At 59.4% G+C, this 15646-nt stretch carries 15 protein-coding genes; 7 read left to right on the top strand and 8 right to left on the bottom strand.

The window, feature by feature from the left end; genetic code table 11:
- Window positions 1–83: 83 nt before the first annotated feature.
- The 5 genes from GOW16_RS12335 to glyA all read right to left on the bottom strand — a co-directional run bounded on the left by GOW16_RS12335 (window position 84) and on the right by glyA (window position 5588).
- Window positions 84–506 (bottom strand): universal stress protein, encoded by a 423-nt coding sequence (locus GOW16_RS12335; protein WP_170415329.1) that lies wholly within the window; start codon window positions 504–506, stop codon window positions 84–86.
- 79 nt (window positions 507–585) lie between these two features.
- The gene (locus tag GOW16_RS12330; protein WP_170415306.1) at window positions 586–1956 is read right to left on the bottom strand and encodes an alanine/glycine:cation symporter family protein; all 1371 of its coding nucleotides are present in this window, start codon (window positions 1954–1956) and stop codon (window positions 586–588) included.
- Window positions 1957–1981: 25 nt separating this feature from the next.
- A complete protein-coding gene (lipA, locus tag GOW16_RS12325) occupies window positions 1982–2926 on the bottom strand; it encodes a lipoyl synthase (protein ID WP_170415304.1) in 945 nt (314 codons plus the stop codon).
- A gap of 14 nt (window positions 2927–2940) precedes the next feature.
- Window positions 2941–4323 carry a dihydrolipoyl dehydrogenase gene (gene lpdA, locus GOW16_RS12320; protein WP_170415302.1) on the bottom strand — a complete coding sequence of 461 codons (1383 nt, stop codon included), beginning with the start codon at window positions 4321–4323 and terminating at the stop codon, window positions 2941–2943.
- A gap of 11 nt (window positions 4324–4334) precedes the next feature.
- The gene (gene glyA / locus GOW16_RS12315) at window positions 4335–5588 is read right to left on the bottom strand and encodes a serine hydroxymethyltransferase (RefSeq protein ID WP_170415300.1); all 1254 of its coding nucleotides are present in this window, start codon (window positions 5586–5588) and stop codon (window positions 4335–4337) included.
- A 147-nt stretch (window positions 5589–5735) separates the two neighbouring features.
- Here glyA and GOW16_RS12310 point away from each other — a divergent pair, with 147 nt between their 5' ends.
- On the top strand, window positions 5736–6338 hold the full coding sequence (locus tag GOW16_RS12310) for a helix-turn-helix domain-containing protein (RefSeq protein ID WP_170415298.1): 603 nt from the start codon (window positions 5736–5738) through the stop codon (window positions 6336–6338).
- Between the two features lie 64 nt (window positions 6339–6402).
- Here the strand turns inward: GOW16_RS12310 and GOW16_RS12305 are convergent, their stop codons facing one another.
- The 3 genes from GOW16_RS12305 to GOW16_RS12295 form a co-directional block, all read right to left on the bottom strand.
- The gene (locus GOW16_RS12305; protein WP_170415295.1) at window positions 6403–6786 is read right to left on the bottom strand and encodes a carboxymuconolactone decarboxylase family protein; all 384 of its coding nucleotides are present in this window, start codon (window positions 6784–6786) and stop codon (window positions 6403–6405) included.
- A 121-nt stretch (window positions 6787–6907) separates the two neighbouring features.
- Window positions 6908–7996 (bottom strand): aromatic ring-hydroxylating oxygenase subunit alpha, encoded by a 1089-nt coding sequence (locus GOW16_RS12300; protein WP_170415293.1) that lies wholly within the window; start codon window positions 7994–7996, stop codon window positions 6908–6910.
- Window positions 7993–8880 carry a MurR/RpiR family transcriptional regulator gene (locus tag GOW16_RS12295; RefSeq protein ID WP_170415291.1) on the bottom strand — a complete coding sequence of 296 codons (888 nt, stop codon included), beginning with the start codon at window positions 8878–8880 and terminating at the stop codon, window positions 7993–7995. Before GOW16_RS12295 ends, GOW16_RS12300 begins: the two co-directional genes overlap by 4 nt.
- A gap of 68 nt (window positions 8881–8948) precedes the next feature.
- Here GOW16_RS12295 and GOW16_RS12290 point away from each other — a divergent pair, with 68 nt between their 5' ends.
- The 6 genes from GOW16_RS12290 to GOW16_RS12265 all read left to right on the top strand — a co-directional run bounded on the left by GOW16_RS12290 (window position 8949) and on the right by GOW16_RS12265 (window position 15645).
- Window positions 8949–11402, top strand: a complete 2454-nt coding sequence (locus GOW16_RS12290; RefSeq protein WP_170415289.1) for an FAD-dependent oxidoreductase — start codon at window positions 8949–8951, stop codon at window positions 11400–11402.
- Window positions 11402–12484, top strand: a complete 1083-nt coding sequence (locus tag GOW16_RS12285) for an alcohol dehydrogenase family protein (RefSeq protein WP_254429753.1) — start codon at window positions 11402–11404, stop codon at window positions 12482–12484. The genes GOW16_RS12290 and GOW16_RS12285 overlap by 1 nt, the downstream gene beginning before the upstream one ends.
- On the top strand, window positions 12481–13059 hold the full coding sequence (locus GOW16_RS12280) for a dimethylsulfonioproprionate lyase family protein (RefSeq protein WP_170415287.1): 579 nt from the start codon (window positions 12481–12483) through the stop codon (window positions 13057–13059). The genes GOW16_RS12285 and GOW16_RS12280 overlap by 4 nt, the downstream gene beginning before the upstream one ends.
- Before the next feature lie 98 nt (window positions 13060–13157).
- Complete coding sequence (locus GOW16_RS12275) at window positions 13158–13442, top strand: cupin domain-containing protein (protein WP_254429752.1); 285 nt, start codon at window positions 13158–13160, stop codon at window positions 13440–13442.
- A complete protein-coding gene (locus GOW16_RS12270; protein ID WP_170415285.1) occupies window positions 13439–14545 on the top strand; it encodes a mandelate racemase/muconate lactonizing enzyme family protein in 1107 nt (368 codons plus the stop codon). Before GOW16_RS12275 ends, GOW16_RS12270 begins: the two co-directional genes overlap by 4 nt.
- Window positions 14542–15645 (top strand): mandelate racemase/muconate lactonizing enzyme family protein, encoded by a 1104-nt coding sequence (locus GOW16_RS12265; protein WP_170415284.1) that lies wholly within the window; start codon window positions 14542–14544, stop codon window positions 15643–15645. The genes GOW16_RS12270 and GOW16_RS12265 overlap by 4 nt, the downstream gene beginning before the upstream one ends.
- Window position 15646: the final 1 nt, after the last annotated feature.

The following is a 15646-nucleotide window of genomic DNA, read 5'->3' as shown; positions in this document are numbered from 1 at the left end:
AATCAACCAACTTACCTCCCAACTCAACATGTAAGTCGTAAAGGGGAGTGCGCTTTAATTCGGTCATTTCTCTAACCTTTCAATCAGCGGGACTGGTCACGAACGACCATCACAGTGCAGTGCGCGTTGCGCACGACGCGGGCCAGGTTCGGGCCAATTTCATAATTCGGAAAATCGCCTTTGGTCGACGCCATGACGATCAGATCAAAGCCGTCTTTGTAGGCCAGCTTCAGGATTTCGCGGTAGACACTGCCTTCTTCGACGTGAATTGTAACGTCGGAGGCATTGGCATGATCCAGTATGGCCTGAACCGCATTGCGCACGTGGTCTTTGGCGCCTGCACCATAATTGGCCGGCAGGTTCGGCAGCTGGATGATCTCGGGGATGACGGCAACCGCATGCAGTTCGGCACCGTAGAATTTCGCCTGTTCCAGTGCGACCGGCAGGGCCAGTTTCCACGAGCGGTCGTCGGTGTGATCAATGGGCAGCAGGATTTTCGTGGCCATCACGTCTCTCCTCGAGATATGGAATTCTGTTTCAAAGGCGGGGGGCCGGGCTGGCCCCCCGTTTTTTCTAAGGGCCGGATTACTCGGCAGGTGTTCCGCCCGGTTCTTCGGACTTGCCACCCGAGGCGAAGAACTCTTTCGTCAGTTTGAAGACGATCGGGCTCAACAGGGCCAGGGCGATCAGGTTCGGGATGGCCATCATGGCGTTCAGCGTATCCGCCAACAGCCAGACAAAGCCCAGATCCGCAGTTGCGCCGAAGTAGATCGCGACGATCCACAGGATGCGGTAGGGGAGCAGGGATTTGACGCCCAGCAAGAACTCGACGCATTTCTCGCCATAGAACGACCAGCCAAGGATGGTGGTGAAGGCAAAGATCGACAGAGCGATTGCGATCAGGTGACCGCCACCCGGCAGAGAGGTCGCAAAGGCCAGAGAGGTCAGGGCAGCGCCCGATTCACCCGAGGTCCATGCGCCGGTCGAGATGATTGCCAGACCGGTGATCGAGCAGACGATGATGGTGTCGATGAACGTACCCAGCATCGCGATCAGGCCTTGGTTGACCGGACCTTTGGTCTCGGCTGCTGCGTGCGCGATCGGAGCCGAGCCCAGACCGGCTTCGTTCGAGAACACGCCCCGTGCCACACCAAACCGGATCGCGGCCCAAACGGCTGCACCTGCGAAACCACCTTCGGCCGCCGAAGGAGTGAAGGCATAGGTGAAGACAAGCGACAGCGCGTTGCCAATCTCACCGATGTTGATGATCAGAACCAGCAGGCCAGCGATGATGTAGGCAATTGCCATGGCCGGAACCAATTTACCGGCAACCGCACCGATGCGGGTAATGCCACCCAGAATAACGGCTGCGGTCAGCACCATCAGGACAACGCCAGTGACAGAGGTGTTCACGCCGAAGTTCGATTCCAGAACCTGAGCAACACCGTTTGCCTGTACGCCGTTACCGATCCCGAAGGCCGCGATTGCGCCGAACAAGGCAAAGGCAACACCCAGCCAGGCCCATTTTGCGCCGAGGCCGTTTTTGATGTAGTACATCGGGCCGCCAACAAAGTTACCGAGCTCGTCTTTTTCACGGTATTTCACCGCGCAGACGGCCTCGGCATATTTGGTGGCCATGCCCACCAGGGCGGTCATCCACATCCAGAACAAAGCGCCCGGACCGCCCAGGAAGACAGCAGTAGCCACACCGGCGATGTTGCCGGTACCGATGGTCGCCGACAGCGAGGTCATCAGCGCGTTGAACGGGCTGATTTGCCCATCGCCCTGACCCTCACGGCCTGCAAACAAAAGCTTGAAGCCTGTGCCAATGCGCAGGATCGGCATGAATTTCAGCCCTACCTGCAGGAAGAAGCCGACGCCAAGGATGAGGACCAGCATCAGCGGCCCCCATACGACGCCATTGATGGCTCCTACGATTGAATTTAACGCTTCCATGGTTTCCCTCCCATTTGCGTTTGGTTTATGCCCCGTTGGCGATGGCCCGCTGGCGGGCCTGCTTTAGGGCGGTAAAGTCTTCGTCGGCGTGGAACGACGAACGTGTCAGCGGGGTCGTCGACACATGCAAAAAGCCCTTGGACCTTGCGATCTGTTCCAGTTGGGCGAACTCTTCCGGTGACCAGAACCGGTCAATCGGGTGATGTTTCGGGGTTGGCTGCAGGTATTGGCCGACAGTCAGAAAATCGACCTGAGCCGCGCGCAGATCGTCCATCACCTGTCGTACGTCGTTCAGGCTTTCGCCCAGGCCAACCATCAGGCCGGATTTAGTGAAAATCTCGGGGTTGGCGCGCTTGGCATCGTCCAAGAGGCGCAGAGATGTATAATAGCGCGCGCCAGGGCGCACCGTTGGATACAGGTGCGGAACAGTTTCCAGATTGTGGTTGAACACGTCTGGTGCCGCTTCAAACACCACATCCGCCGCATCGCCTTTGCCAAGAAAGTCGGGGGTCAGAACCTCGACCGTGGTGCCGGGGTTCTGGTGCCGCACGGCGCGGATCGTCTGGGCGATATGGTTCGCCCCGCCATCATCCAGATCATCGCGGTCCACGGATGTGATCACCACATGGCGCAGGCCCAGCTTTTTCACCGCTGCCGCGACGCGGCCTGGTTCGAACACATCCAGCGCATCCGGGCGACCTGTCGCCACATTGCAGAAGGAACAGCCCCGCGTGCAGACCTCACCCATGATCATCATGGTTGCGTGGCGCTTGGACCAGCATTCGCCAATATTGGGGCAGGCGGCCTCTTCGCAGACTGTTGCCAGGTTGTGGTCGCGCATCAGCCGACGGGTCTCGTAATATTCGGGCCCGTCGATCTTTTTCTTGCGAATCCACTTGGGCTTTCGAGGGATGACGCTGTCAGCCTTCTTGGCTTTTTCCGGGTGGCGGGTGCGAAGCTGGATGGTCATCTGGCTGTTCCCTCTCAGGCGTGGATTGCGCGGCCCATGGCGTCGAGGCAGGCTTCTTTGACGGCCTCGCCCATTGCCGGGTGCGCGTGACAGGTTGCGGCGACTTCGGCGACGGTGGCGCCCTTGGACATAGCCAAAACCAGTTCAGCGATCAGGTCACCGCCGTGTGCACCACAGATATGCGCGCCCAGGATGTTGCCTTTCGGGTCGGCCAGAACCTTGACCGCGCCGTCTGTCTCACCGGTCGAGCGCGCACGTGAGTTGGCCATGAAGGCAAACTTACCGACCGAATACTCGGTCCCGGCCTCTTTCAGCGCTTCCTCGGTCAGACCGACCGAGGCGACCTCAGGGTCCGTATACACAACGCCAGGAACGGTATTGTAATCCACATGCCCGGAATCACCTGCCAGCATCTCGACACAGGCGACGCCGTCTTCTTCAGCCTTGTGGGCAAGCATCGGGCCGGGGACACAATCGCCGATCGCATAAATGCCGGGGACTGAGGTGCGGAACGACGTGTCCACCTGAATAAAGCCGCGCGGGTCAAAGGCTATCCCCAGATCTTCCAGCCCAAGCCCGCGCGTTACGGGGCGGCGTCCGACGGCGATCAGGACCTTGTCAGCCTCGATCACCTCTTCCTTGTCTTTGCCGACCCGGTCCAATTTCAGCGTCAGCCCAACGTTGGTCTTGTCGATGGTTTTCAATGCGCGTCCCAGTTGGAACTTCAAGCCACGCTTGGACAAGGCGCGCTGCGCGAGCTTCGCGATCTCGCCGTCAATTCCGGGCAGGACGCGGTCCAGATATTCAACTACCGTCACCTTGGCGCCCAGTCGGGACCAGACCTGCCCAAGCTCCAACCCGATAACCCCAGCACCGACGACAACCAGATGTTCGGGTACAGCGTCCAGCGCGATTGCTCCGGTCGAGCTCAGGATGTCCTGCTCGTCAATCTCGATCCCGTTTAGCGGGGTTGGCTCGGAACCGGTGGCGATCAGGATGTTTTTGGCTTCGTAAATATCGTCGCCAACTTTGACCTGCCCGTCAGAGGGGATGCTGGCCCAGCCCTCGATCAGATCGACACCGTTTTTCTTGAACAGGAACGCAATGCCCTTGGTCAGATCGCCGACGATCTTGTCCTTTCGACCCATCATCGAGCTCAGATCGATGCTGGCCCCCTCGACAGCAATGCCATGGGAGGAGAGATGTGCAAGCTCGGCATATTTGGCCGAGGAGGTCAGCAACGCTTTGGAGGGTATGCACCCCACATTCAGACAGGTTCCGCCAAGCGAACCGCGGCCTTCAACGCAAGCCACTTTCAGTCCCAGTTGTGCAGCGCGGATCGCTGCAACGTATCCGCCGGGTCCGCCCCCGATGACGATTAGGTCGTAGATGCTCATTTCGTGGTCTTTCAGTAGATCGGGTAACTGGCGCAGAGAGCGCGGACTTTTTCGCGGGTTTCGGATTCGATTTTCGCGTTGCCTTCCGACGACTGGGCCAGAGCGTCCAGCACATCACCGATCAGGTGACCGATCTGTTTGAACTCTTCCGGACCAAAGCCGCGGCTGCAGCCTGCAGCGGTTCCCAAACGGATGCCGCTGGTCACGGTAGGTTTTTCCGGATCGCCCGGCACGCTGTTCTTGTTGCACGTGAACCCGGCACGCTCCAGCGCGGCTTCGGCATCTTTGCCAGTCACGCCCAGCGGGCGCAGGTCGACCAGCATCAGGTGGTTTTCCGTGCCGCCTGAGACGATGTCACATCCGCGCGCCATCATGACGTTTGCCAGCGCCGATGCGCTATCCACAACGCGTTGCATGTAGTTCTTAAAGTCCGGCTTCAGCGCCTCGCCAAATGCGACAGCTTTGCCGGCGATCACGTGCATCAGGGGGCCGCCCTGAAGGCCGGGGAAAACGGCGGAATTGATCTTTTTCGCCAGCGCCTCGTCATTGGTCAGGATGATCCCACCGCGCGGACCGCGCAGGGTTTTATGTGTGGTCGATGTCACGACATGTGCGTGGCCGACGGGCGAAGGGTGCAGACCCGTGGCGACCAGACCGGCAATATGGGCCATGTCGGCCAGCAGCCATGCACCGACTTCGTCGGCAATGGCGCGGAAACGGGCAAAGTCGATCTTTTGCGAATAAGCGGATGCGCCTGCGATGATCAGTTGCGGCTTTTCAGCCTTGGCCAGTTCCTCGACTTGGTCATAGTCAATCAGACCTGCGTCTGTCAGACCGTACTGAACCGGGCGGAACCATTTGCCGGATTGCGCGGGTTTGGCACCGTGCGTCAGGTGGCCACCTGCATCCAGCGACATGCCCAAAATCGTGTCGCCGGGGCTGAGCAGGGCCAATTTGACGGCGCCGTTGGCCTGCGCACCCGAATGCGGCTGAACGTTTGCGTATTCGCAGCCAAACAGCTGTTTCAGACGATCAATGGCCTCGGATTCAACTTCGTCCACATATTCGCAGCCGCCATAGTACCGTCGACCGGGATAGCCTTCAGCGTATTTGTTGGTCAGGACCGATCCCTGTGCGTCGATCACGGCCTGCGAGACGATGTTCTCGGACGCGATCAATTCGATCTGTTCAGCCTGACGTTTGCCTTCTCGCGCAATTGACGCGGCAATAACCGGATCAGCTTCGGTAAGCGACGTTTTGAACATGAGTTCCTCCTCCAGCACCGAATCCTCAGTACGAAATTTTGTTTCCTATAGTGGAATTAATGCACTTAAGGCAACATATTTCTCGCATTTGTGAAGTTGTGTGGCTTGGGGGATATCTGTAACCTTCGGTAAAACAGGGAGATTTTTATGGGCGACGAAACCCGAAATGATGTTTCTTCTCCGGAAGATCAGGACGAAGGTGAGGTTCTGGGGCGGTCCATTCGCGATGCGCGGCGCGCAAAAGGCTGGACTTTGGAGGAAGCCGGACGCGCGGCGGGAATCGGTCGGTCCACTTTATCGAAGATCGAAAACAACCAGACGCGGCCGAGTTTCGACATCGTGCGCAGGCTGACGCAGGCGCTCGATATGAGCACGCCGCAGCTGTTTCTGCAGTCCGGGCAATCGGGGATTTCGGGAAGGCGCGACTTTACCCCGAAAGGTGAAGGCGAGATAAAAAGCACGCCGACCTATTTGCACGAATTGCTATGTCCCGAGCTAACCAGCAAGCGGATGCTGCCTTACATTGCGACGATCAAGGCGCGTGACCTGTCCGAGTTTGACACTTGGATTCGGCACACGGGCGAAGAGTTCATGTATGTCATCAGTGGTGAGCTGATCTTTGTATCAGAGCATTATCGCCCATTGCCGATGAAAGCTGGCGACTCGCTTTATTATGACAGCGGGATGGGGCACGGGTGTATTTCGACCAGTGAAGAAGATGCGAAAGTGCTGTGGGTGTCGCTCGAGTAACCTTGGCGTGCAAAAAAAAGCGGCCAAAACGACCGCTTAATTTAAGGACGTAGTAGCCACTGGGTCAGGTTCCTGCCAGAACCTTTCGCGCAACGCGGAAACACTCCAGCGCTTGTGGAACGCCGCAGTAAATCCCGATCACGTGGATGATGGCACGGATTTCCTCGGGCGAGACGCCGTTGTTGATCGCGCCTTTGCAGTGAATTTCCCATTCATGCATTTTGCCTAACGCGCCGATCATGGACAGGTTCATCATCGATCGAGTCTTGGGGTCAATCACGTCATCGCCCCAGCCAAACCCCCAACACCACGCGGTCATGGCCTCCTGAAACGGGCGGGTAAAGTCATCTGCCGCCTCCAGGTTCTTTTCCACATATTCCGCGCCAAGCGTATTCTTGCGCTGTTCCAGGCCTTTCAGGAACAGGTCTTCGTCGAAAATATCAGCCATGTATGGTCTCCGGTTCTTCATTGCCTTGCGCGGTGTTCGTGAATGCGATCATAACCTGGGTTCGTCCGGGACTGTACCCGTCCGACCAAGTTCGGTGCGTCACTTTTTTGAGGGTTCAGAATTACTCCACCGCCTCGCGCATCCATTGCTGCAAGCGAGCGATCGAATGCTCTGACATCACACCGCAACCGGGATCCAGCACAAGCGGGCCGGGGCGGTAGCCTCGGGATTTCAGGCCGCGGTGAACGCTTTCGACGAGGTGGATGTCTTCCTCGACCGTGGTTTCACGGTCCTGTACCGCCAGTTGCCGGATCACCGCACTTTCCGAGCCGCCTTCGGTGTACCAGCCGCGCCAGACGGTGCAGTGATCGGCATCAATCGCGCGCCAGTGATAGGTGTTCAGCACATTGCCGGGGTAGCATTGGAACGAGAACATCGGCCACAGGAACCATGACTGATAGTCGCCCGCATGTGGCACTGACAGGTCGATGGGATAGGTCATCTTGTCGAGGCTCTGACATTCCGTCGTGTGGCGCAGGACATAGCCGCCGCCTGCGTCGGGCTGGATGTCATAGGTTTCGGGCTTGACCACGCCTTCGGCAAAGGTCGGGTGATTGGTCGGGCAGTGGTAGCATTCCGAGTAGTTCTCGATGCTGACCTTCCAGTTGCAGTTTTCCGGGATCTCGACCCATTCCAGCGGTTCCAGATCGTCAATATGGGGAACGAACGCGCGGATTTCCTCACGCACGCCGGGGTACCATTCATCCATCGGGGCGGCGTCGTCGTCGAGATTGACGAAGATGAAGCCATTGAAGATTTCAGTTCGGACAGAAGTCAGGCAGATGGTGCTGCGGTCAAAGCCCGGGACGGATTTGATGTTGGGTCCCGCGCGCAGCTGGCCGGTCAGCTCATAAGTCCAGGCGTGATATGGGCAGACGACAACACGGGTGTTGCCCGCGCCTGTGACCATCTCATGCGCGCGGTGTTGGCAGACGTTGTAGAAGGTGCGGATTTCACCGTCGCGGCCGCGAATACAGAACAGGTTTTGCCCGGCGATTTCAAAAGCAAAATAGTCGCCGGGTTCCCGGACTTGCGCCACGTGCCCTGCAAACTGCCATGTTCGGGCCAGAAGGCCCTGTATCTCCTGCTCGAAAATCGCGGGGTCGGTATAGTATCGCGCGTCCAGTGAGTGGGTCGGGGGTGCGTTCATTCTGGTTCTTCCGCATAGAGGCCAAGTTGGTGGCGGCGAAGATGAAACCGTTCCACCCGTTCAACGATCTCATCGCTGGAAACAGCAATCACGAAGGACAGCAGCGTTTCCAGCAGGGCGATGGTTGAGACGGAAGACGGGAAGAATTGCGGTGTGTCCGCGGCGACGACAAAGCCGTGATGGGCATTCAGGATCACCGGGCTGGCCAGACTGTCGGAAATACCAACGACGGTCAGGCCCTGTTCGCGGGCCAGTTTGACGGCCTCGATCACCTCAGTCCGGTAGGGGTGGCAGGTGATCGCGATCAGTACGTCCTGCTGGTCCGCCCATGCCAAATCATCCACCGGGGTCGAGCCGGGGCGCGGGATGGCGTGGAACTGCTTCATCCCCGTTGAGGCAAGGTAAGTGAAGTTACGCGCGTTCGAATTGTTGACGCCCACGCCCAGCGTGAAAATCTGCCGGCAGTTCCAGATACCTTCGGCCGCCGCTTTCAGGGTCGCGGCGTCGATCCCGGCGAAGGTCTCTTCGATATTGCGGATCGCAGCCCCGACCATATCGGCGTAAAGCCCGCCCAACTCCCCTGACTTACCGATATCCTGCAGCCAGCGGGCGCGGTCGGGGAACGACACGGTGCCTTTCCGAATCGCGTCGCGGAAAGGGGCGCGGAAATCCTCGTACCCGTCGAACCCAACCTGCCGGGCCATGCGCACGAATGTATTGGGTTTGACATTGGCGGCCTCGGCAATCTCGCGCACGGTTGAAACCCCAACGTCCGTTGGGTTTTCCAGCACGTAACGCGCGGCTTTCTGCGCCTCGGGGGTGAGGGCGTCCCACTCCTGGCTCAGGCGGTCGAGAACGGAGGATGATACATTTGTGTCATTCATGATTGACGATGGTACATTTGTGGAATTAGCCTGTCGAGCAGAAACGCGACTCGGGAAGAGGAAAAATCATGTCCGGGAACGAACTGCCGTCACATGCCCGCGTGGTCATCGTCGGAGGCGGCGTCATGGGGGTCGGTCTGGCCTATCATCTGGCGCACGAAGGGTGGGGCGAGGATACCGTCCTGCTGGAAAAGGCCGAGCTGACCAGTGGCAGCACATGGCACGCGGCGGGGCAGATCACGCATTCGACTTCAAGCTTTGGGCTGGGCAAATGTGTCGACTACAACATTGGTCTCTATTCCGGTCAGCTGGAGGCCGAAACCGGCCAGCCGGTCACGTGGCATGGCTGCGGGTCTTTCCGTCTGGCCTATACCGAGGACGAGATGGATTGGCTGCGCCACACGCTGTCGGTGGGCCGGTCGCTAGGGTTCAACATCGAACTGGTGGGGCCCGAGAGGGTGGCCGAGTTGCACCCGTTCTACAACCTCGAAGGCGTTCTGGGCGCGCTGCACACGCCGGATGACGGGCATGTCGATCCGACCAATGTAACGATGGCGATGGCAACCGGCGCGCGTCAGAAAGGTGTGCGCATCTTCCGTAACTGCCGCGCCACCAACATCACGCAGGCCGACAATGGCGAGTGGGTGGTTGAGACCGAGCAGGGCACCATCACCTGCGAGCATGTTGTAAACGCCGGCGGCACCTATGCCCGTCAGATGGGCGAATGGTCGGGGCTGCAACTGCCCATGACTTCTATGACCCACCACTATTTCGTGACCGAGCCGGTGCCCGAGTTCCAGAACCTGGACAAGGAACTGCCGGTGATCCGTGATGACCGTAAAGTCTCGGGCTATATCCGGATGGAGCAACAGCGCGGGCTGATCGGGATCTACGAGAAAGAGAACCCGAACTCAGTCTGGCATGACCATTGCCCCTGGGAATACGAGAACTGGCTGTTCGACGCGGATTATGACCGGGTGATGCCGTGGCTTGAGGAAAGCCTGAACCGGATGCCGATCTTTGCCGAGCTGGGCATTCAGCGCGATGTGCATGGGGCGATCTCGCACCCGCCAGATGGTAACCCGTTGATCGGGCCTGCACCGGGTGTGCGGAATTACTGGTGCTGCTGCGGAACGCAGATCGGCATCGGCTGGGGGCCGGGGCTGACCCGCGAGCTGGCACGCTGGATGGTGCATGGGGCAGCGGATATCTCTATGCGTGAGTTCGATCCGCGCCGTTTCGGCAGCTATGCGACCAAGGATTGGCAGGTGATCAAGGCCGAGGAGGACTATTGCCTGCGCCACGAGATCCCTTTCCCGCATTTCAACCGTTTGGAGGGGCGCCCAATCAAACCGTCGCCTTTGTACGAGCTGCTGAAATCCAAGGGTGCGGTGCATGAAGAGATCTATGGTTTTGAGCGCCCCCGTTGGTTCGCGCGGGACGGTGTGGCGCAGCGCGATCACTATTCCTTCCGACGTACACCCGCAGACGATATGGTTGCGGCTGAGGTCAAAGCGGTGCGCGAAAGCGTCGGCATCATGGATGTCACCGCCTTCACTAAGGTCGAGGTTTCGGGACCGGATGCTTACGCTCTGCTGGATCGGTTGACCGCCAACCGGATGCCGCAAAAGGTCGGCTCTATCACACTGACCCACATGCTGAACCGCCGTGGCCGGATCGAGTTGGAGACGACCATCGTCCGCATGGCCGAAGACCGCTTCTATCTGGTCTGCGCCGCATTCTTCGAGCAACGCCTGCTGGATCATCTGGCGCAGCAGCGCGCGAATGAGGATGTGCAGATCACCGCCCTGTCGGCTGACTGGTCTGCCCTGTCGCTAAACGGCCCCCGGTCACGTGACGTGCTGGCCCGCTGCACCGAAGCCGACCTGACCAATGCCGTGTTCCGCTGGCTGTCCGCGCAGGAAATCACCATCGCCGGTCACAAAGTTTGGGCCTTCCGCATGTCCTATGCTGGTGAGTTGGGCTGGGAATTGCACATGCCCAACGCCGCCTGCCTCGACGTCTACAACGCGCTTTGGGCCGCGGGTGAGGCGTATGGCATCACCGACTATGGCAGCTTTGCCATGAACGTGATGCGGATGGAAAAGGGCTTCAAAGGCGCGGGCGAGTTGACCAACGAGGTCACTTTGGCCGAGGCCGACGTGCTGCGCTTTGCCCGAACAGACAAGGACTATCTGGGCAAGGACAAGACCCTGAACACTGACCTGCCTTGGGTTTGCGCATACCTTGAGATCGCCCCGGATGGCGAGATTGACGGCCACGGTGGCGAAGCTGTCATGTTGAACGGCACGGTCGTAGGCTCGACCGCCTCGGTGGCTTATGGCCATACCGTCGGCAAGATCCTCGCCTTTGCCTACGTCAAACCCGAGGCGGCCACTGCCGGGACCGAGTTGCAAGTTGTAATTCACGGCAAACCGCGCGCAGCTCGTGTTCTGGGCGAACCCGCCTATGATCCCGAAAGCCTGCTGCCTCGTACCGACGCCATTCTGGAGACTGCATAATGAGCCTGCCTGACAAAATGAAAGCGATGGTCACGATGGGTCATGGCGGTTTGGATCAAATGATATTGCATGAGGACTGGCCACGCCCTGAACCCGCTGCCGGAGAGGTGCTGATCAAGGTTGCGGCCTGCGGTCTGAACAACACCGACGTCAACACACGTTCGGGCTGGTATTCCAAAACGGTCACTGATGCCACCACCGGCGGAGCGTTCGAGGATGTCGGAGAGGAAGATCCGACATGGGGTGGCGCTCCGATTACTTTCCCCCGAATTCAGGGGGCTGACATCTGCGGGGAAATCGTCGCCGTGGGAGAGGGTGTCGACAGCGCGCGTATTGGACAACGTGTCATAACGGACGGCTGGCTGCACGATCCCACCGATCCGGCAAACAAGGACAAAACCGGCTATTTCGGCTCGGAACGGGACGGGGGGTTTGCCGAGTACGCCACAACGCTGGCCGTAAACGCGGTGCCGATCCGATCCGATCTGTCGGATGCCGAACTGGCCACGTTCTCCTGTTCCTATTCGACCGCCGAAGGTATGCTGACCCGCGCCAACGTAACCGACGCCGACACCGTCCTGGTTCCCGGCGCCTCGGGAGGGGTCGGTGGTGCCCTGGTGCAATTGGCCAAGCGCCGACGCGCGCGCGTTATCGCACTGGCGTCAGAGGCGAAACATGCGGATGTGGCGGTCTTGGGGCCGGACGTTATCTTGCCGCGCGCTCCGGATAACCTGCGTGCTGCCCTTGGGGATGAAAGGATCACCGTTGTCGCTGACGTGGTTGGTGGCCCTTACTGGCCACACCTGATCGACATTCTGGAGCGCGGCGGGCGCTATACCTGTTCAGGCGCGATTGCCGGGCCGATGGTCGAATTCGACCTGCGTACGTTCTATTTGCGCGACCTGACCTTCACGGGCTCGACCGTGATTGACCCACAGGTGATGCAGAATCTGGTGAAGTATATTGAAGCTGGTGAGATCAAACCTGCGCTGGCCGCAACCTATCCGTTGGAAGAATTGCGCGAGGCGCAGGCTGCGTTCATCGCAAAGAAACACACCGGAAACATCGTGGTGATCCCATGACAATGAACGATGTTCTTGAGGCCGCCCGACAGCTTCACCAATCGAATCCCGAGCTTTCAGCCTTTAGTGCCTGGCCCGATGACCTTATGGCGGCGGGTCTGGAACCAAACCAAATTCCGGCGGTGGAATTGGTTCAGCAAACCGAGTTCCCGACCGAGCGCTCGACGCGATCCTTGTCCGACGCGATAAAGGCAACTGCGCATCTGGCGCAATGGAAACATACCTATACCGAGGAAGAGGTCGGAGCCGATTTCCTCAACCGCTACGGCTATTACGAATTGTTCGGCCCCACCGGGCATTTCCACTCGACCCAATTACGCGGTTACGTTGCCTATTGGGGGGCCGGTTTGAATTATGATTGGCACAGCCATCAGGCCGAGGAACTGTATTTGGTCGTAGGCGGCGGGGCGAGGTTCCGCGTCGAAGGTGACGAGACTTACGTCGGTCCCAACCGGACACGGCATCACCGCAGCTGGCAAAGCCATGCGATGACCACAACCGATGAGCCAATTCTGACTTTCGTCCTTTGGCGAGGTCAGGGGTTGAACGATTTGCCGCAAATGGATGCCGCATGAAAATAACGCCTGTCCCTGTCTGTCAGATTGGCCTTCCCTACGTGGGCGGGCCGGTGTCGTTGTGCCATGCTGCGTGAACCGATTGAGGAAGTCAGCCTATGAGACCGCAAGCCGTTGCAACCCAGATGATCGATGACGCCCGCGTGCGGGTGACGCGATTTGACTTTGCGCCTGATGCCGAAACCGGGTGGCACCGTCATTCGATGGATTACGTCATCACAGCCATAACCGATTGCCATATGCGGCTGGAATTGCCCGACGGCTCTGTCAACGAAGTTTTGGTTCCTGCGGGAACCGCCTACCGCCGTGACGAGGGCGTCGAGCACAATGTCATCAATGCCGGGGACGAACCGATGTCCTTTGTTGAAGTGGAACTGAAATGAAAATTACCCGAATCTCGGTCTATCATGTCGATCTGCCGCTCGAGCATCCATATTGGTTGTGCGGCGGCCGGCTGAAGTTCGAAGTGCTGGATGCAACGCTGGTCAAGGTTGAAACGGATAGTGGCCTGATTGGTTGGGGCGAGGGTACCCCATGGGGGCATACCTATGTACCCGCGCATGGCCCGGGCATTCGCGCGGGGATCGAGACGATGGCGCCATTCATTCTGGGCCTTGATCCGCGTCGGGTGCTGGATGTGGAACGGGCGATGGATATCGCCTTGCCCGGCCACCTCTATGCCAAAAGCCCGATCGATATGGCCTGCTGGGACATTGCCGGGCAAGCGGCGGGACTGCCGATTGCCGACCTGATGGGCGGTGGATCACGGACGCCGCGCCCGATTGCATCCTCGGTTGGGGCCAAAACGGTAGATGAAACCCGCGAGGTCATGGAACGCTATCGCAGCCGCGGCTATGTCGCCCATTCGGTGAAGATCGGTGGTGATGTGGAGCGTGACATTGCCCGAGTGCGCGATGTGGAAAGCATCCGACGACCGGAAGAGATCGTACTCTATGACGTCAACCGTGGCTGGACCCGCCAGCAAGCCCTGCGAGTGATGAGTGCCTGCGAGGACCTGAACGTCACATTCGAACAACCCGGCGAGTCACTGGACGACATCGCAGCAATTTCGGGCCGTCATGCCTCGCCCGTTTCCGTGGATGAGAGCCTGGTGACCCTGCAGGACGCTGCGCGGATTGCCCGCGATGGGCTGGCCGAGGTGTTTGGTATCAAACTGAACCGCGTTGGCGGGCTGACCAAGGCTGCAAGGATGCGGGATATCGCGCTGGCGCATGGGATCGACATGTTCGTGATGGCCACAGGCGGATCGGTTCTGGCTGATACCGAGGCGCTGCATCTGGCGGCCACCATCCCGGACGACAATTGCCGTGCCGTCTGGGCCTGTCAGGACATGATCACCGTCGATATCGCCGGGGGCCGTGGTCCGCGTAATATTGACGGGCACCTACATTTGCCGGATTCGCCAGGGCTTGGCGTGCACCCGGATGAGGATGCGCTGGGCGATCCTGTCAGGACCTATCAGTGAGGATCTCCGGGATAACGCTCTGGTCTGTCGATCTGACGAGCCATGAGACCTATCACATGGCTGAAGGTAAAACCTGCGCGACTGTGACCTCTCATATTCTGTGCCTTGAGACGGATACCGGCTTGACTGGATGGGGCGAGGTCTGCCCGATCCCGCATTACCTGCCTGCTTACGCGGGTGGTGTGCCGGGTGCGATTGCCGAGATGGCCCCCGAGATTTTGGGTATGTCCCCGTTCGGGGTGGATGCGCCGATGCGCAAGCTGGACGGGTTTTTGCAAGGGCACCGCTATGCGAAGTCCATTGTCGATATTGCCCTGTGGGACTTATTCGGAAAGGCCACCGGCCAACCGGTTTACGCGCTGCTGGGCGGACGGACGCGGCGGGATATGCCGCTTTACCACTCGATCACATGCGTTGCGCCGGATGAAATGGCGCGGATCGCCAAGACGGCCTACCAGACCGGCATTCGTCAGTTTCAGGTCAAGCTGGGGGTCGAGGGTGACTGGCAGGCCGATGCCGAACGACTGACCAAAGTGCGCGAGGCCGTCGGGCCGGGGCCGCTGGTGTATGGCGATTGGAACTGCGGTGCATCGCGGCTGCAGGCGACGCGAACGGGTCGGGCGGTGGCGCATCTGGATGTGATGCTGGAACAGCCCTGTAAAACGCTTGAGGACTGCGCTGCTGTGCGGCAGGCTACTGGTCATCCGATGAAGATTGACGAGAACGCGCATGATCTGGCGTCGTTGCAGCGCGCCCATGAGCTTGGCTGCATGGATGCCGTCGCCTTGAAACTGTCCAAGTTCGGCGGCTTGTCGGCCATGCGGCGTGCACGTGATTTGACGGTGCATTTCGGTGCCGAAATCTGCGCCGAATGCACCTGGGGCTCGGATATCGTGACCGCCGCGTCGCTGCATTTTGCGGCTTCGACCCCGCACGGGTCGTTGATGAACACCTGCGACTTGTCCTCGTATGTATCTCCGCGCATTTGTCCGGACGCACCAAACCGTGACAGCGGCCGGATTGCGCCGCCCGAAGGTCCGGGGCTAGGTGTTGTACCAGACCTCGAAGTCCTTGGCCTGCCAATATTGGAGATCGTTTGAC

The organism is Ruegeria atlantica (genome assembly GCF_013033965.1).
Taxonomy (GTDB): domain Bacteria; phylum Pseudomonadota; class Alphaproteobacteria; order Rhodobacterales; family Rhodobacteraceae; genus Ruegeria; species Ruegeria atlantica_D.
Note: the sequence above shows the minus strand (reverse complement) of the source record. Positions and strands in the feature narration are given on the sequence as shown.